The sequence below is a fragment of the Parafrankia sp. BMG5.11 genome (genome assembly GCF_004337455.1).
On sequence record NZ_SJXI01000059.1, the window covers coordinates 364,577 to 380,293 of the forward strand.

A 15,717-nucleotide genomic window follows, 5' to 3' on the forward strand; every position below is an offset into this window, starting at 1 on the left:
ACGCGATTCGTGGTAAGAGTCTCCAGTGGGCATCGTGTCGCCGGGCTTCCAGGGCAGACCGCGATCCGCCGGGTCCGACCTGCCTCCAGGGCAGTACCTCACCGAGGACTTCCCGGTCCTCTCCGCCGGCCCCACCCCGCGGGTCCCGCTGGAGACCTGGGAGTTCACGATCACGACCGAGGTCGGCGTCGAGCACCGCTGGGACTGGCCGGCCTTCCGTGCGCTGCCCGGCGAGTCGCCGACGGTGGACATCCACTGTGTGACCCAGTGGTCGAAGCTCGGCACCCGCTGGGAGGGGGTCAGCCTCGACGTCCTGCTCGGTGACGTCGACACCACAGCCGAGTACGCGCTGGTGCACTCCTACGGCGGCTACACCACCAACCTGCCCCTCACCGACCTTCTCGACGGCCAGGCCTGGGTGGTGCACGGCTACGACGGGGCCGCCCTGGAGCCCGAACACGGGGGCCCGGCCCGGCTGCTCGTCCCGCACCTGTACTTCTGGAAGTCGGCCAAATGGGTGCGCGGCATCCGCCTCCTCGAACGGGACGAGCGGGGTTTCTGGGAAGACGGCGGCTATCACGACCGGGGTGATCCGTGGCTGGAGCAGCGCTACCAGGGCGACTGAGGGAGCGTCTGGCCTGGCGGGTCGCACGCCTGGCCGAGGTCCGCGACGAGACGCCGACCGCGCGCACCCTCGTCCTCGACGTCCCCGGCTGGCCCGGGCATCTGTCGGGCCAGCGGGTGGATGTCCGCCTCACCGCCGCCGACGGCTACAGCACCCGCCGCAGCTACTCGCTCGCGGCACCGGCGGCGGGTGACCGGGTCGAGCTGACGGTCCAGCGGGTGCCGGGCGGTGAGGTCTCCCCGTATCTGACGGAGATCTTCTCGGTCGGCGACCCGGTGGAGATCCGCGGGCCGATCGGCGGCTGGTTCGTCTGGCGTCCCGCCGACCCCGAGCCGGTGCTGCTGGTCGCCGGCGGGTCGGGCATCGTCCCGCTGATGGCGATGGTGCGCGCCCGGCGGTCCGCCGCCAGCCGGGTGCCGTTCCGCCTGATCTGCTCGGTGCGCTCCCCGGCCGACCTCTACTACGCGGACGAGCTGCGCGAGGCCGCGCGCGCCGACCCCGGGCTGGACGTCACCCGCTGCTACACCCGGGTCGTCCCGGATCACTGGACGTCGCCGCCGCGCCGGCTGCGCCCCGCCGACCTGGCCGAGGCCGGCTGGCCGCCCGACTTCACGCCGACCTGCTACGTCTGCGGCCCGACCGGCTTCGTCGAGGCCGTCGCGGACGCGCTGGTCGAGATCGGCCACGAGCCCGAACGAATCCGCACCGAGCGCTTCGGCCCGAGCGGCTCGAGCCACCCCGCCGGCACCGTCTGATCCCTGGACGGCTGCCTGGCCCCGGGTGGTCAGTGAGCGGGGCCGGGGAGCCAGTCCGCGGCGAAGGGGAAGAGATACCTGTCCGCGATGACGGTCAGCAGCCGGCGGGTCGAGCCGGGCGCCTTCGCCGCACCCACCGGAACACCCGGCCCCACCTGCTCGTACGCCCGCCGCGCGACGGACTCCAACATCCGCGGGACGTCGTCGCGTGTCAGCCGCAGCCCGGTGGCCTCGCGCAGCCGGCTCACCGCGAGCAGGCCGAGCGTCCGCTCCGCGTGATCGGGGAAGACGCCGGCCAGGAAGACGGCGCCGTCGCCGAGCCGTCGCCAGACCGCCGGGCGCTGCGCGGCGGGGACGGCGTCGAGCAGCGCCGCCAGCCGGGGGAGGTCGAGCTCGTCCCAGCGCTGGCGCCGCCAGCCCCGGTCGGTGCGCCGCCACACCTCGCCGCCGGTGAGGCGGGAGTAGGAGGCCAGCAGCTCGGCGAGGTAGAGCTGATGGGCGGGCACGGAGGCGAACGCCGCCAGCTCGGGCGCGTCGAAGACGGGCACCCGGGAGCGCGGCCCGGCGCGCTCGGCGACATAGGTGGAACCGACGAGGCCACGCGCCGTGCGGTGTACCGCGGCGGCGAAGACCAGGAACGGCGAGATGAAGGTGAACCTGTCCGGTTCGTCGCGGCCGGCCGTACCCGCGGTGAGGAGCAGCCCGTCCGCCACCGCGGGCCGGTCGAGCAGGTCGAGGATGAGGGTGGGCTCGCGGCGCAGCGCCCCGACCTGATCCGCCCGGCCGCCGGTGAGCGCCAGCAGGTCCTGGTCCGTCAGGTGTTCCCCGTATCGCCGGGCGACGACCTCACGTTCGTCCACCGCCTCATTGTCTCTCCCGGCGGCCTGTCGCGTTCACGTCCGTCGCATGTCCGCTCCGCTCGGTAGACAGGTGGTGTGGAACCGGACCTGCCGACATCACTGCCCGCCAAGCTGTACCTCCTCGCCTACAACCTCGAGAAGGACCGGATGTACCCGAACCGGCGCCTCGGCCAGGCGCTGCGGGCCGCGGCCCTCACCGAGCTGTGGGCGGGCGGCTGGCTCGCCGACGATCACGGCCTGGCCCGGCTGACCGACGGGCCGACCCCCGACGGTGGGCCAGCTGGCGGCCCGTCCGGCCGGGCGGCGCCGACGCCGCGCGGCGGGGTGGGGCGGGCCGACCCGGTGGTCGCGGCGGTGCACCGGCAGATCACCGCCGCGGCCGAGCCGCGTACCTGGGCGGCCTGGATCGACCTCGACCACCGGGCGGCCGTGGTCGAGACCCGTGACGACCTCGAGGCGGCCCGGTGGGTGCGGGTCGCCCGTGGGCAGGTCCTCGCCGTGATCCCGACAACCGCCGTCGCGCTGCTCGAGCGGCCCAGGGTCCGGGAGCTCAACCGGGCGGCCGGGCGGGTCCTTCGGGGGGAGGTCAGGCCCGAGGACGCCGCGCCGGACCTCGTCGCGCTGGTGGCCCTCGCCGCCGCCGGGCAGGTGATCACTCTGGTGAGCGCGGGCCAGCGCAGGGCGTTCCCCGACCGGCTGGCGGATCTCGTCGCGCGGACCGGCCCCGCCGCCGCCGCGCTCGCGGGCCGCCGTCGCGCCGCTGTGGGCTAGCGCGACGCAGTCGGCCTGGCGCGATGCGCGCGCGTCGGTGGCCACAAGTCCCCCAAGGTGTGAGACAGCGCGCCCGGGTTGGGCGTGACCAGCTATTTCCTGGTGAGATGAGCTGCGACGGCCGCCGTCGGCACGGACGGTCCCGGGGCGGGCGGAACAACGAGGAGTGCGACATGTCCGTCCTGCAGTGCGGGTCCGGCGAGGTACCGGGGGAGCACTACCTGCCCTCGTCGCCCAAGACGGTCACCTGGGGCCGGCTGCCCAGCGCGGCGACCGACCCGGTGCTCGAAGTGGCGGCGGGCGCCACCGTCACCATCGACACCGTCTCGCACGAGGGCCTCATGGAGGACCAGGGCCGCGACCCGGTCGCCTTCTGGGCGGAGCACGCCGTCGCGGCGGATTCGGTCCTCCTCGACGCGATCGACATCGCCCGGGACGTCTCCCACTACCGCGGGCTCGACGGCCCGCACGTGGTCACCGGTCCGGTGCGGGTCGACGGCGCGCGCCCCGGCGACATCCTCAAGGTCGAGTTCCTCGAGCTGCGCCCGCGGGTGCCCTACGGGCTCGTCTCCAGCCGGCACGGCCGGGGCGCGCTGCCCGGCGAGCTTCCCGTCGGCCCCGACGGCGTGCTCGCCGACCGTTACAGCCAGTTCTGCGAGGTGGACGTCGCCGCCGGGCGAGCCGTGATGCGTTACGGCGAGGGCCGGCAGATCAGCTTCCCGGTCGCGCCGTTCATGGGTCTCACCGGCCTCACCCCGGCCGGGGAAAAGGCCCTCAACACGACCCCGCCCGGGGCATTCGGCGGGAACCTCGACGTGCGCGACCTCGTCGCCGGGTCGACGCTCTACCTGCCGGTCCAGATCCCGGGCGCGGGCTTCTACACCGGTGATCCGCATTTCGCCCAGGGGCACGGCGAGGTGTCGCTGACCGCCCTGGAGGCCTCGCTGCGCACGACCGTCCGGCTCACCCCGCTTCCGGCCGCCGCGGCGCTGCCCTTCGGCGCGGGTTCCGGCGGCCCCTTCGGCGAGACCCCGGAGCACTGGATCGCCATCGGCCTGCACAACGACCTCGACGAGGCCATGCGGCTGGCCGTCCGCGAGGCGCTGCGGGTGCTGCGCCAGGTCCGGGATGTCCCGGTGATGGTCGCGTACAGCTACCTGTCGGCCGCCGCCGACTTCGTGGTCAGCCAGGTCGTCGACGACGTGAAGGGCGTGCACTGCCTGATCCGCAAGCGCGACTTCCCGGCCTGGTAGCCGCGGCGCGGTCGTAGCGGCTGAAATTCAGGTCGGCCCGGCGGGCCGACCGGCGGCATTTCAGACCCGGAGGCGGTCGGCCAGCAGGCCGCGGTGGTGTACCGGGTCACCGAAGAGCAGCTCGGACGTCTTCGCGCGCTTGAAGTACAGGTGCGCGGAGTGCTCCCAGGTGAATCCGATCCCGCCGTGGATCTGGATGTTGTCCGCCGCGGCCGAGAAGTACGCCTCCCCGACGTACGCCTTTGCCATGGAGGCGGCGCGGGCCAGCCGGTCGCTGTCCCCGGCGGCGGCGACCTGGGCCGCGTGATAGGCGACCGACTTCGAGCCCTCGACCGCGACCAGCATGTCGGCGCACCTGTGCTTCACGGCCTGGAACGACCCGATCGGACGGCCGAACTGCAGGCGGTCCTTCGCGTGCCGCACGGCCTGCTCGAGGACGGTCCGGGCGCCGCCGGCGCTCTCGTTCGCCAGCGCGACGCAGGCGAGCCGGAGCACCTGGTCGATCACCGGGCCGGCGTCGCCCTCGGCGCCGATCAACCGGGCCGGGGTGTCACTGAACGTGAGATCGGCCTGTTTGCGGGTCAGGTCCATCACTGGCAACCGGGACCGGGTCAGACCCGCCGCGTCACCGGGGACGGCGAACAGGGAGAGCCCGCCCTCGGCCCACGCCGTGACGAGGATGAGATCGGCCAGCGCCCCGTCCAGGACGAAATGCCGGGTGCCGCGCAACGTGTACCCGCTGGCAGCCCGGGCCGCGAGCAGCCCGTGGTGCCCGCCTTCGGCGCCGGTTCCACCCTGCGGCCCGAGCCCACCGGAACCGGCGGGTTCCGGACGGCCCGTGGGGCCGGCGAACGCCAGTGTCCCGATGGTCGTCCCGCTGACGAGCCCGGGGAGCAGCTCCTTGCGGGCCAGGGCGTCGTCCACCGCGAGCAGCGCGCCGGTGGCGAGCACGGCGGAGGCGAGGAAGGGCGCGCACAGCAGCCGTGCGCCCATTTCCTCCAGCACGATGCCGAGCTCCACGTACCCGAAGCCGGCGCCGCCGTACTCCTCGGGGACGTGTAGCCCCTGCAGCCCGAGCTGGGTGGCCATCTGCCGCCAGATGGCCGGGTCGTACCCGTCGTCGGACTCCATCAGGCGGCGCACCTCCGACTCGGGGGAGGCGTGCTCGAGGAACGACCGCACCGTGCGGCGCAGCTCTTCCTGCTCGTCGGAGAACACCAGACTCACGGAGCTCCTCTCGGCGACGGGCGGTCAGCGCGGTATGTCACGCCAGGACACATCCTTGTCGACGCGGATGTCGCCGGGCAGGCCGAGCACCCGTTCGCCGAGTATGTTGCGCAGGATCTCCGACGTCCCGCCTTCGATCGTGTTGGCGCGTGATCGCAGGAAGGCGGCCGCGGTGTCCCGGGGACCCCCGCCGCCGAGGGGCAGGCCCGGGCGGGTCATCCGGTAGTCCGGGATGAGGGTGCCCGCCGGGCCCATCAGGTCCACCAGGTACGCCGCCGCGCGGCGGCTGTGCTCGGCGCCGGCCAGCTTGAGCACCGAGCCCTCGGGCCCGGGCCGGCCGCGGTTGCCGCCCGCCGCCGCGCGCGCCGCGGTCAGGGCGTTGACGTTCGCCTCGATCCACAGCCGGATCGCCTGGTCGCGGCGCACCGGGTTCCCGTCGCCGCGGTCGGCGGCCTCCTGGTAGGCGGCGAGGAGCGCCGCGCCCGGATCGACGCCGCCGCTCAGCCCCCCGCCGAGGGAGACCCGCTCGTTCATCAGCGTGGTGGTGGCGACCCGCCATCCCGCGCCGACCGGGCCGAGGCGCTGGGTGTCGGGGATGCGGGCCGCGGTGAAGAAGACCTCGTTGAACTCGGCCTCACCGGTCAGCTGCCGCAGCGGGCGCACCTCCACCCCGGGCGCGGTCAGATCCACCACGAACGCGGTCAGCCCGGCGTGCTTGGGCACGTCCGGATCGGTGCGGGCGATCAGCAGGCCCCGGCGGGCGATATGCGCATAGGAGGTCCACACCTTCTGCCCGTCCACGATCCACTCGTCGCCGTCGCGGCGGGCCCGGGTGGCGAGGCCGGCGACGTCCGAGCCGGCGCCGGGCTCGCTGAACAGCTGGCTCCAGACCTCGGTGCCGGCGAAGAGCGGGCGCAGATAGGCCCCGCGCTGCTCGGGTGTGCCGTGGGTGAGCAGCGTCGGCCCGGTCATGCCGATGCCGATCGGGTTGTACCGGAACGGCGCCGGCGCACCCGCGGCGGCGAGCCGCTGTTCGATCAGCGGCTGCAGCGCCGGGTCGGCGCCGAGGCCGCCGTCGCCCGGCCCGGCCCAGACCCAGGCGAGCCCGGCGTCGAACCGCGCGCCGAGGAACTCGTGCGGGTCCGTCGCGGCCGGCGGATGGCTCCGCAGCAGGTCGTCGACGAGGGTGGTCAGCCCCGCGGCGGTGACGGTTCGGGACATCTCACGCTCCTCTCGCCAGCCGGAACGTAACCGACACCGCCCGGTGCGGCAATGGGATGTCATCCGGCCGCTGAGCGGCACATCAGGCACAGCGGTGCGCGCGGCGACACGCGGCGGTCGTCCTCTCCATTTCTGTGACTACTCTGTGTAATCGTTGGTCTCGTCCGGGTTTCTAACACTCGCAATAATCGCCTTGGCGGCTCTGGCGCCGGCGATACCCGCGAGCGCGCAGGTGACGGCGGTCAATCCAGTCCTTACGGTGTCTCCCGGCAATCTGAACGCCGACCCCGGCCACGGCTGTCTCGTGCTCGCCGAAGGTGACAGCGGGCTGTTTTCGAACGAGACCGAGGGCCCGGTGGCCATCGGTGGAAACGTCCAGTTCCAGAACTGTCGCGTCGGGCTGAACAATCCCGGCACCTACACGCTGCCGGGTGACGGCGCACCTGCACGCGCTGGGGCTGCCCGTCCTCGGTGTCGACCTGTCGCCGCGCATGGTCGACGTGGCGCGGCGCAACCACCCCCACACCTGCGCTTCTCCGTGGGCACGATGACCGCGCTCGACCTGGCGGACGCCGCGGTCGCCGGCGTCGTGGCCTACTACTCGACGATCCACATCCCGACGACCAGTTGCCCGGGGTGTTCGCGGAGTTCCGGCGGGTCCTCGCACCGGGCGGCCACCTGCTGCTGGCCTTCCAGGTCGGTGACGAGCCCATGCGCCTGACCGAGGCGTTCGGTCAGGCGATCTCGCTGGACTTCCACCGCCGGCGGCCCGAGCGGGTCGCCGGCCTGCTGGCGGTGGCGGATCTGCCGGTCCGCGCGGTTCCTGCGCGAGCCGGTGGATGACGGGTCGGAACGGACGCCGCAGGCCTTCCTCATCGCGCGCCGGCCCGCGCCGGGTCAGCCGGCGTAGTCTGCGCGGTTCTGCCGGGCTGCCGGGGGAAGCTGGTCATCCGGCGCCGAAGGCCAGTGCCGGGGCGACGGCCCGAGCTTGCGCAGCTGCTCCACCTGGAGCCGGCACCAGGGTGAGATCGCGAGGGCACCGCTCATCACGTCGTCGACGAACTTCGACCACGGGAGCCAGAACGCCTCGGCCACCTCGTCCGGATTGATTCGGAACGGCCCCGACGCCCGGGTGAAAAAGACCGGGCAGATCTCGTTCTCCACCATTCCGTCGTCCATGACGCAGCGGTAGCGGAACGCCGGCAGGGCCAGGTCTATTCGCTGGACCTGCAGACCCAGCTCCTCCTGGAGCCGCCTCGAGATGGCTTCCCGGAAATCCTCCCCGGGGGCCGGGTGGCCGCAGCAGGTGTTGGTCAGCACGCCGGGCCAGGTCGGCTTCTCCAACGCGCGGCGCGTAACGAGGATCCGGTCCATGTCATCGAAGACGTACGAGGAGAATGCCAGGTGCAGGGGGGTTTGCGGTCCGTGGACGGTAGCCTTCGGGGTGGTGCCTGTGATGTCACCGGACGGGCTGAGTAGTATGACGAGCTCCGGCGCCTTTACTGCCGCCCCGCCCGACCTGTGTGAATCACGTGGACGAGAAATCATGTCCTGGGGCCCAGGATGATTCGCGGTAGCCATGCACGCATTTTATCCAGGCCGTGCTGTGGAGCCGCGTGACATTCCGCACCGAGGCCGTCCGAGGGGTGGCGGCAAATAGGCTTCCTCCTTCGCCTCGGACGCCGAAGGCCGATGTTTCCACCCACGGGAACCGCGGATGTGTCCGATGTGTCCGGTCGCGCGGCGGACCGTGTCAGGTGCTGCGCGGAGAGTCAGCGAAGGTATCGCGCTGAGTGCAGGAAGGTGGCACTGCGTGGCCTGGGCTCGGTGGGGGAGGCGCGCGCCGTGTGAGCGTCAGATTCCCGACACGGGCCCGTGGCCAGCCGGTCGCCAGCCGATCGCTGGCACCTGCCGGTGACCTGGCACCTGCCGGCGGCCCGGCCCCGACCGGCTTTCCACCGCCGGTGCCCGCGTGTCCGGGAGGCGGGGCGAATTAGCGCGATGTTCCGGTTCCCGTCGTCGGCGGTCCTCCAACGTTCACCGATCTGTGGGTGGTCCGGTCGCATTCGGCTCGCTATCGTTCGCCAGTGCGCCCGGCGATGCGCCGGGAAAGCAGCACGAACTTCTGGAGGAGTAATGGTGGACAGGCGCCTGTTTCTGCGGTCCGCATTTGTCGGCGTGGGTGTCGCGACTCTTTCCGGCGTCGTTCTGGAGGCCGCCTCGGCGGTTCCGGCGCAGCCCGGGGCCAGCCCGTACGGATCCCTTCTGGCGGCCGATGCGAACGGAGTGGCGCTGCCGACCGGATTCACCAGCAGAATTGTCGCCCGTTCCGGGCAGACAGTGTCCGGAACGAGCTATGTCTGGCATGCCGCGCCGGACGGCGGCGCCTGCTACCCGAACGGCTCGGGCTGGATGTACGTCTCGAACTCGGAGGTGAGCGGCAGCGGCGGGGCGTCCGTGCTGCGCTTCGACTCGGCGGGCACCGTCACCTCCGCGCAGCGGCTGCTCTCCGGCACGAGCTCCAACTGCGCCGGCGGCGCCACCCCGTGGGGGAGCTGGCTGTCCTGCGAGGAGACGTCCACCGGCCGGGTCTGGGAGACCTACCCGGCCACCGGCGCCGCGGCCGTCGCCCGGCCCGCGATGGGCCGGTTCACCCACGAGGCCGCCGCCTGCGACCCGGTCCGCCAGGTGATCTACCTGACCGAGGACCGGACGGACGGCTGCTTCTACCGCTTCCGGCCAACGACCTGGGGCAACCTGGCGACGGGAACCCTCGAGGTCCTGTGCGCGTCGGCGTCGGCCACCTCGGGCACCGCCACCTGGCAGACCGTCCCCGACCCGGACGGCTCGCCGACCTCGACCCGCACCCAGGTCTCCGCGGCGAAGCACTTCAACGGCGGCGAGGGCGTCTACTACGCGAACGACACGGTCTGGTGGACCACCAAGGGCGACAACCGGGTCTGGAAGCTGAACTGCGCCACCAACGCCTTCGAGCTCGCCTACGACGACTCCCTGGTGAGCGGGACCGCGCCGCTGACCGGCGTCGACAACATCACCGGCTCCAGCTACGGCGACCTCTACGTCGCCGAGGACGGCGGCAACCTCGAGATCTGCGTCATCACGCCGGCCGCGGTCGTGGCGCCGATCCTGCGCCTGACCGGGCACAACTCGTCGGAGATCACCGGGCCGGCGTTCTCCCCGGACGGCTCCCGGCTGTACTTCTCCTCCCAGCGGGGCACCACCGGATCGTCCTCCGGCGGCATCACCTTCGAGGTCCGCGGCCCCTTCCGCACCTGACCCGGCTGCGTCGCGATCCCCCTATTATCCGGGCAATGCGGACGCTTGACCTTGATCACGTCGCGGCGGTCCTTCCCGGGTACGACATCGGCGCGGAGCTCGGCCGCGGCGGCTTCGGCACAGTCCTGGCCGCCCGGCACCGCCTGATCGGCCGGCATGTGGCGGTGAAGGTGTTCCTGGACCCGTCGCCTGAGGCCGACCCGTCCGGCGGTCCCGGGGCCTCGGCCGGCACCGGGGAGAGCCAGAACCTCCGTTCCCGCTTCCTCGCGGAGGCGCGGGTCCTGGCCGGTCTGGACCATCCGCACATCGTGCGCGTCTTCGACTACGTCGAGCGGGACGGGCTGTGCCTGCTGGTGATGGAACAGCTCACCGGCGGCACCCTGCGCGCCCGGGCCGCCGCCGGGCTCCCGCCGCGGGCGACCTGTGCCATCGCGCTCGCCGCCGCGGCGGCACTGGACGTGGCGCACGGCCGCGGGGTGCTGCACCGTGACGTCAAGCCGGACAATCTGCTCTTCACCGCGGACGGCGTACCGCGGGTCACCGACTTCGGCATCGCCAAGATCGTGGAGGCCACGGCGGCGTCCACGACCGGCATGGTCGGAACCCCGAGATACATGGCTCCGGAGCAGATCACCGGCGCGCCGCTCGGCCCGGCCGCGGACCTCTACTCCCTCGGCGTCGTCCTGTACGAGCTGGTGGCGGGCCGGCCGGTCTTCCCCCGGGGACTGCCCCTGCCTGCGTTGCTGCACCATCACCTGTCGGTGCCGCCGCGGCCGCTGCCGGAGGTGCCGCCACCGCTGGCGGCCGTGGTGCTGGCCGCGCTGGCGAAGGATCCGGCGCTGCGCCCGGCGACGGCGGGTGACTTCGCCCGCCAGCTCGCCGCGGCGGCCAACGCCGTGTTCGGCCACGGATGGCTCGCTGCCGCCGGGATCCCCGTGAAGCTGCCCGACGACGTGCTCGGCGCGGCCGGACACCGGCTCGGTGACCCCCTTCCCGGTGCGGCCGCGGGTCACGGTTCCGCCCCCGGCGCCGGCCCGGGGCCGGCCTTCGGCAGGAACCCCGGCAGCATTCCGAGCCCGAGCCCGAGCCCGAGCCCGAGTCCGAGTCCGAGTCCGAGCCCAGGCCCAGGCCTAGGCCCGCGTCCCGGCCCCGGCCCGTCTCCTGGTCGTGCTCCGGCGGGCGGTCGCGGACCGACGAGGGGGCGGGGCCGGCCGCGGGCCGGTTCCCTCACAGCCGCCGCGGTGGCGGCGACGGCGGTCTGTGTCGGCGTGCTGACCATCGGCCTGGTGATGGTGCTGCGCGGTACCGGGAGCGACGGCGCCGCGGTCGCCGGCACCGGCCGTGCGGATGCCGCCCGGCCGGCCTCGCCGGATCGGCCCGCGTACTCCGGGCCGGGCCTGACGATCCCCGACCAGGACTACCTCTCCCGGATCGCGCTCGGCCGGGACGGCTCCCTCTACGTCACCGCCCGGCGCAAGAACGTCGGTGAGATCCTCCGGCTGCACCCGGACGGCACCGTCTCCCAGCTCGTGGGCACGGCGGCGCGGAAACCCGCCGGCGGTGCGGAGGACGGTGGGCAGGCGCCGGCCGTCCCGCCCGAGGGCGTCCCGGCGGCCGACCTGGCCCTGCTCGGGCCGCACGGCGTCGCCGTCGGACCGGACGACACGGTCTACGTCGCGGACAACTTCGGCGGCCGGGTCTACCGCATCACCCCCGAGGGGCGCGCCTTCGTCGTCGCGGGCACCGGATCCGACGACGAGGGCTTCACCGGCGACGACGGGCTGGCGGCGGAGGCCGCGATCACCCCCCTGGGCCTGGCACTGGCGCCCGACGGGAGCGTCTACATCGGCGACGGCCCGCGGATCCGGCGGGTCACGCCCGACGGGAAGATCTCCACCGTGGCCGGCAGACGTGACCGGCCGGGCACCTCGGGCGACGACGGCCCGGCCCGGGACGCACTGCTCTCGGACACGAACGGCCTCACCGTGGCCCCCGACGGAACGCTCTACGTCGCCGACTTCCAGGCACACACCGTCCGGAAGATCGCCCCGGACGGGACGATCAGCCACGTCGCCGGGACCCCGGGGAAGGCCGGCCACGGCGGCGACGGCGGTCCGGCCGCGCAGGCGACGCTGCGCAGCCCACAGGCGACGGCCCTCGGCGCCGACGGGGCGCTCTACATCTCCGACGGCACCAACCACGTCCGCCGGGTGGGCCCCGACGGGATCATCACGACGGTCGCCGGTTCCGGCGGGACGGACGGTGATCCGGACGGCGCCCTGGCCACCGGCGCCGACCTGGAGGATCCCGCCGGTCTGGTCGCCGATCCCACCGGCGCGCTCTACGTGGTCCTTCTGCGCGGCTCGACTCTCGTCCGGGTCGACCCGGCGGACGGGATCGTCCGGACGATGTTGTCTCCGGCGGCCGGATGACGCTGCCTACGGTGCCAGACTGACCCGCGTGGACGTCCTCTTCGCGTCGTTGCCGGCATACGGGCACCTCTACCCGCTGATCCCCCTCGTGGTGGCCTGCCAGGACGCGGGGCACCGGGTCCGCCTGGCCACCGGCGAGCCCTTCCTCGGGGCGCTGCCCGTGCCGACCGTCCAGGGCATCCCGGCCGGGTGGACGTTGCAGTACGTGGAGCGGGAGACCGCCCGGCGGCACCCGGAGGCGACCGGGTTCGAGTTTCCCGTCGCCATGTTCGCCGACGTGACGGCGCAGGGCGTGCTGGACGCGTTCACCCCCCTGCTCACCGCGGACCCGCCGGACGTGGTCGTCGCCGAGAGCGCCAACGTCGGAGCCGTGCTGGCCGCGCACCTCGCCGGTATCCCCGCCGTGGCCTTCGGTATCGGGCAGTGGAGCCCCTTCGGTGAGGTGACCTTCCCCGCGGCGCTGGAGGCGCACCGCACCCGCTGGACCGCGGCGGGGCGCGCTGCTCCGGCCGGGCCGGGCGAGGTGATCGCCGCCTACCTCGAGCCGTTCCCGCCGGGCCTGCGCCAGGGGCCCGGCCCCGACGGTGTGCCGGTGCTGTCGATCCGCAGCACGGCCTGGGCCGACGAGCGGGCGCCGCTGCCCGGGTGGCTGACCGCTCCCGCCGAGCGGCCCCGGGTGTACGTCACGCTCGGCACCGTCTCGTTCGGCGCCGTCGAGGTGATCCGGGCGGTCGTCGACGACCTCGCCGCGCTGGACGTCGACGTGCTCGTCGCGGCCGGCCCGGAGGGCGACCCGGCGGCCCTGGGCGCGCTGCCCGAGCGGGTGCGGGTCGAGCGGTTCGTGGCCCAGAGCCGCGTGCTCGGCGTGGTGGACGTCGCCGTCCACCACGGAGGCTCGGGCACGGTGCTCGGCGCGCTGGCGAACGGTGTCCCCCAGGTGCTGCTGCCGCAGGGTGCGGACCACTTCCACAACGCGCAGCTGCTCGCCGAGCGCGGCGCCGCCCGGGTGTTCCACAACGAGGCACGGCGGCCGGGTGACGTCGCCGCGGCCGTCCGCGATCTGCTCGGTGACGCGCCCGAGCGCCGTGCCACCGCCACGCTCGCCGCGCAGATCGCCGCGAGCCCGACTCCCGCCGACGTCGTGGCGGCAATCGCCGCGATCGCCGAGGCCGCCGCGAAAACCCGGCGATGACGGCACCGGAGGACTGACCGGGCGCCGCGCCGCCGCGCCGCGAGGCCGCCGGGCTCCCGGGCCGGGCCGGCGGCGCAGGGGGCTATTCCGGTGCGCGGCCCCAGGCGATGGCTGTCGCGAAGGAGAGGTCGAAGAAGGCCGGGTCGGTGAGCAGGTCGAGGGCGCGGTCCACGGTGTCGGCGGTGGCCAGCCCGAGGCTGAGGATGCGCGGGCGGAGCCGGCTGAGGGTGAGCGCCCAGCAGTACGCGGACGCGTTCGCCCCGCCGGTGGTCGGCAGGTGGCTGGAGGTGCCCACGTCGACCAGGTGCCGGCTGCGCAGCGGGCCGGGGAACCCGCGCGCCCACGTCGAGTCCATGCCGATCGTCCGCGCGAGGACCTGTTCGACGGCGGTCATCGCCTGGCGGAACGTCGGGTTGGGGGAGGAGGCCACCGGGAAGCTCGCGATCGACTCGACGACGATCGTGCCGCCCGGCCGCAGCCAGGACACCAGCCGGTCGAGGACCTGTTCGCGCTCGGGAAGGTGTTCGAGCACGAAGCGGGCGTGCACGAGGTCGAACGGCGCGCCGGGCGGCGCCGGGTCGCGGGTCACGTAGTGGCGCAGGACGGACAGGCCGGGCGCACTGAGGCCGGCCAGGTGGCTGAGGTCGATGTCGGTCGCGGTGACCTGGCCGGCGGCGGTGACGCGGTCGGCCAGCCAGGCCGCCACCGACCCCGCGCCGGCGCCCACCTCGAGGCATCGCCACCCGGCGGCGACGCCGAGCTCGTCGAGGAGACGGGTCGTCACCGGGTCGCATACCGCGGCCATGGCGGCGAGCCGGCGCCGTTCGCCGCGCCGCCGAGAACCTCGTCCGCGTACCGACGGGGCCAGGCGTCGTTCATCGTGTCCAGCTCCCCGTCCCGGCACCGGCGGAGCCCCGTCGCGTGAGATCGACAGGTATGGCGCGTGGCAGGAACATGTCGCATTTCTGACAGGAAATGATGCGCTATGCGACAGATCTTATTCTTTCGGTGTCGAAGGTCATCCGAGGCGCGGGGGTCTGGCATGGCGCCGAAGCGTCGCTTGATGTTGTCCCTGGCTGTACCCGTCGTCCTTGTCACCAGCCTTGCGGCCTGCGGCGGTGGCGGAGATTTCTTCCCGCAGGTCCCGGCCGGCAGCGAGACGGGGAGCTTCGTCACGCGGTCGGCCGCCCCGCCCCGCGCCCCGGTCGCGTCACCGACCCCGGCCAGGGCCACGCCCGAGGCCTACCAGCGGGTTCTGACGGATCTGGACACCGCGCTCGGCCCCGGGTTCGGCGCCATCGGTTCGGCCCAGACCCCCGAGGATCTCGCGGCCGCGCTGTCGGCCGTCGCGCTGAACCTGACCATCCAGGCGGACGGCCTCGACGACGTCCGGCCCCCGGCGGCGGTCGCGGCCGCGCACACCGGCCTGTCGAACGCGCTCGGCACGCTGGCCAGCGAACTCACCTCCCTGGCGGGCGACGCCCGCGACCGGGATTTGTGCACCGGTGGCTCCGGGCTGCCCCGGGCGGCCAGCGGTGGCGGCGGTCATCTGCTCCGGCTGGCCGTGCTGGGGCTGGCCACCGCGGATCCGGCGCACCACTACACGGCCGGGTCGTTCCTGCCGCCGGGCGCGCCGGACCAGACCCGCCGCCCGGCCAACGGCAGTCTCCCCGGCGGGCGGCGCGGCGGCTACGGCGAACTGACCGTCACCGCGTCCGGCGGCACGGACGCGGTCGTCAAGGTCCTCCAGGGCGCCGACGTCATCCGCAACGTGTACGTCCAGGCGGGCGCCTCGGCGAAGGTGGACGGGATTCCCAACGGCACGTTCGACGTGTTCTACACCGAGGGCACGGACTGGGACGACGCCAACCACCGCTTCACCCGCGACTGCGCCTTCAGCCGGTTCGACCAGCCGGTCACCTTCAGCACGACGAACCGGCCCGGCTCGATCGAGTACACGACCTACACGCTCACGCTGTACGGCGTCATCGGCGGCACCGCCTCGACCACCGACGTGCCCCCGAGAGCCTTCCCCGCCGGGTGACGCCGACCGCGGGCAGCCGGCCGGCGTAACCCGCGTCGGA

13 protein-coding genes and 1 pseudogene are annotated in these 15,717 nt (G+C 73.7%); 9 read left to right on the forward strand and 5 right to left on the reverse strand.

Translation table 11 applies throughout. The annotated features are described in order from the left end of the window. Positions 1-25: 25 nt before the first annotated feature. A complete protein-coding gene (locus tag E0504_RS34490) occupies positions 26-625 on the forward strand; it encodes a sulfite oxidase-like oxidoreductase (RefSeq protein WP_112105970.1) in 600 nt (199 codons plus the stop codon). Then, entirely contained in the window at positions 595-1,380 is a 786-nt protein-coding gene (locus tag E0504_RS34495) for an FAD-binding oxidoreductase (RefSeq protein WP_112105969.1), read from the forward strand. The genes E0504_RS34490 and E0504_RS34495 overlap by 31 nt, the downstream gene beginning before the upstream one ends. Before the next feature lie 29 nt (positions 1,381-1,409). Here the strand turns inward: E0504_RS34495 and E0504_RS34500 are convergent, their stop codons facing one another. Beyond that, positions 1,410-2,240 carry a hypothetical protein gene (locus E0504_RS34500; RefSeq protein ID WP_112105968.1) on the reverse strand — a complete coding sequence of 277 codons (831 nt, stop codon included), beginning with the start codon at positions 2,238-2,240 and terminating at the stop codon, positions 1,410-1,412. A 75-nt stretch (positions 2,241-2,315) separates the two neighbouring features. On the opposite strand from E0504_RS34500, the gene E0504_RS34505 reads away from it, so the two are divergent. Together E0504_RS34505 and E0504_RS34510 are read left to right on the forward strand one after the other, a co-directional pair. Beyond that, complete coding sequence (locus E0504_RS34505; protein ID WP_131626619.1) at positions 2,316-3,011, forward strand: GPP34 family phosphoprotein; 696 nt, start codon at positions 2,316-2,318, stop codon at positions 3,009-3,011. Between the two features lie 173 nt (positions 3,012-3,184). Further along, entirely contained in the window at positions 3,185-4,264 is a 1,080-nt protein-coding gene (locus E0504_RS34510) for an acetamidase/formamidase family protein (protein ID WP_041254855.1), read from the forward strand. A gap of 60 nt (positions 4,265-4,324) precedes the next feature. On the opposite strand, the gene E0504_RS34515 is transcribed toward E0504_RS34510, so the two are convergent. Then, on the reverse strand, positions 4,325-5,491 hold the full coding sequence (locus E0504_RS34515; protein WP_071061152.1) for an acyl-CoA dehydrogenase family protein: 1,167 nt from the start codon (positions 5,489-5,491) through the stop codon (positions 4,325-4,327). A gap of 24 nt (positions 5,492-5,515) precedes the next feature. Further along, the gene (locus E0504_RS34520) at positions 5,516-6,712 is read right to left on the reverse strand and encodes an acyl-CoA dehydrogenase family protein (RefSeq protein ID WP_112105966.1); all 1,197 of its coding nucleotides are present in this window, start codon (positions 6,710-6,712) and stop codon (positions 5,516-5,518) included. A gap of 428 nt (positions 6,713-7,140) precedes the next feature. Here E0504_RS34520 and E0504_RS54480 point away from each other — a divergent pair. Beyond that, positions 7,141-7,622: pseudogene (locus tag E0504_RS54480) on the forward strand (class I SAM-dependent methyltransferase); the annotation flags it as partial. On the opposite strand, the gene idi reads toward E0504_RS54480, so the two are convergent. Then, complete coding sequence (gene idi, locus E0504_RS34530) at positions 7,610-8,293, reverse strand: isopentenyl-diphosphate Delta-isomerase (protein ID WP_198541219.1); 684 nt, start codon at positions 8,291-8,293, stop codon at positions 7,610-7,612. The pseudogene E0504_RS54480 and the gene idi sit on opposite strands and share 13 nt — an antisense overlap. 555 nt (positions 8,294-8,848) lie before the next feature. On the opposite strand from idi, the gene E0504_RS34535 reads away from it, so the two are divergent. Genes E0504_RS34535 through E0504_RS34545 form a run of 3 tightly spaced genes read left to right on the forward strand, consistent with a single transcriptional unit; the run spans position 8,849 to position 13,633 of the window. Beyond that, a complete protein-coding gene (locus tag E0504_RS34535; RefSeq protein WP_200835251.1) occupies positions 8,849-10,009 on the forward strand; it encodes an alkaline phosphatase PhoX in 1,161 nt (386 codons plus the stop codon). A gap of 35 nt (positions 10,010-10,044) precedes the next feature. Further along, on the forward strand, positions 10,045-12,441 hold the full coding sequence (locus E0504_RS34540) for a serine/threonine-protein kinase (protein ID WP_131626620.1): 2,397 nt from the start codon (positions 10,045-10,047) through the stop codon (positions 12,439-12,441). Between the two features lie 28 nt (positions 12,442-12,469). Beyond that, positions 12,470-13,633, forward strand: a complete 1,164-nt coding sequence (locus E0504_RS34545) for a glycosyltransferase (RefSeq protein WP_112105964.1) — start codon at positions 12,470-12,472, stop codon at positions 13,631-13,633. Between the two features lie 82 nt (positions 13,634-13,715). Here the strand turns inward: E0504_RS34545 and E0504_RS34550 are convergent, their stop codons facing one another. Next, complete coding sequence (locus E0504_RS34550) at positions 13,716-14,417, reverse strand: class I SAM-dependent methyltransferase (RefSeq protein WP_306769288.1); 702 nt, start codon at positions 14,415-14,417, stop codon at positions 13,716-13,718. Between the two features lie 279 nt (positions 14,418-14,696). Here E0504_RS34550 and E0504_RS34555 point away from each other — a divergent pair, with 279 nt between their 5' ends. Beyond that, complete coding sequence (locus tag E0504_RS34555; protein ID WP_235013893.1) at positions 14,697-15,677, forward strand: hypothetical protein; 981 nt, start codon at positions 14,697-14,699, stop codon at positions 15,675-15,677. The last annotated feature ends 40 nt before the right edge of the window (positions 15,678-15,717 follow it).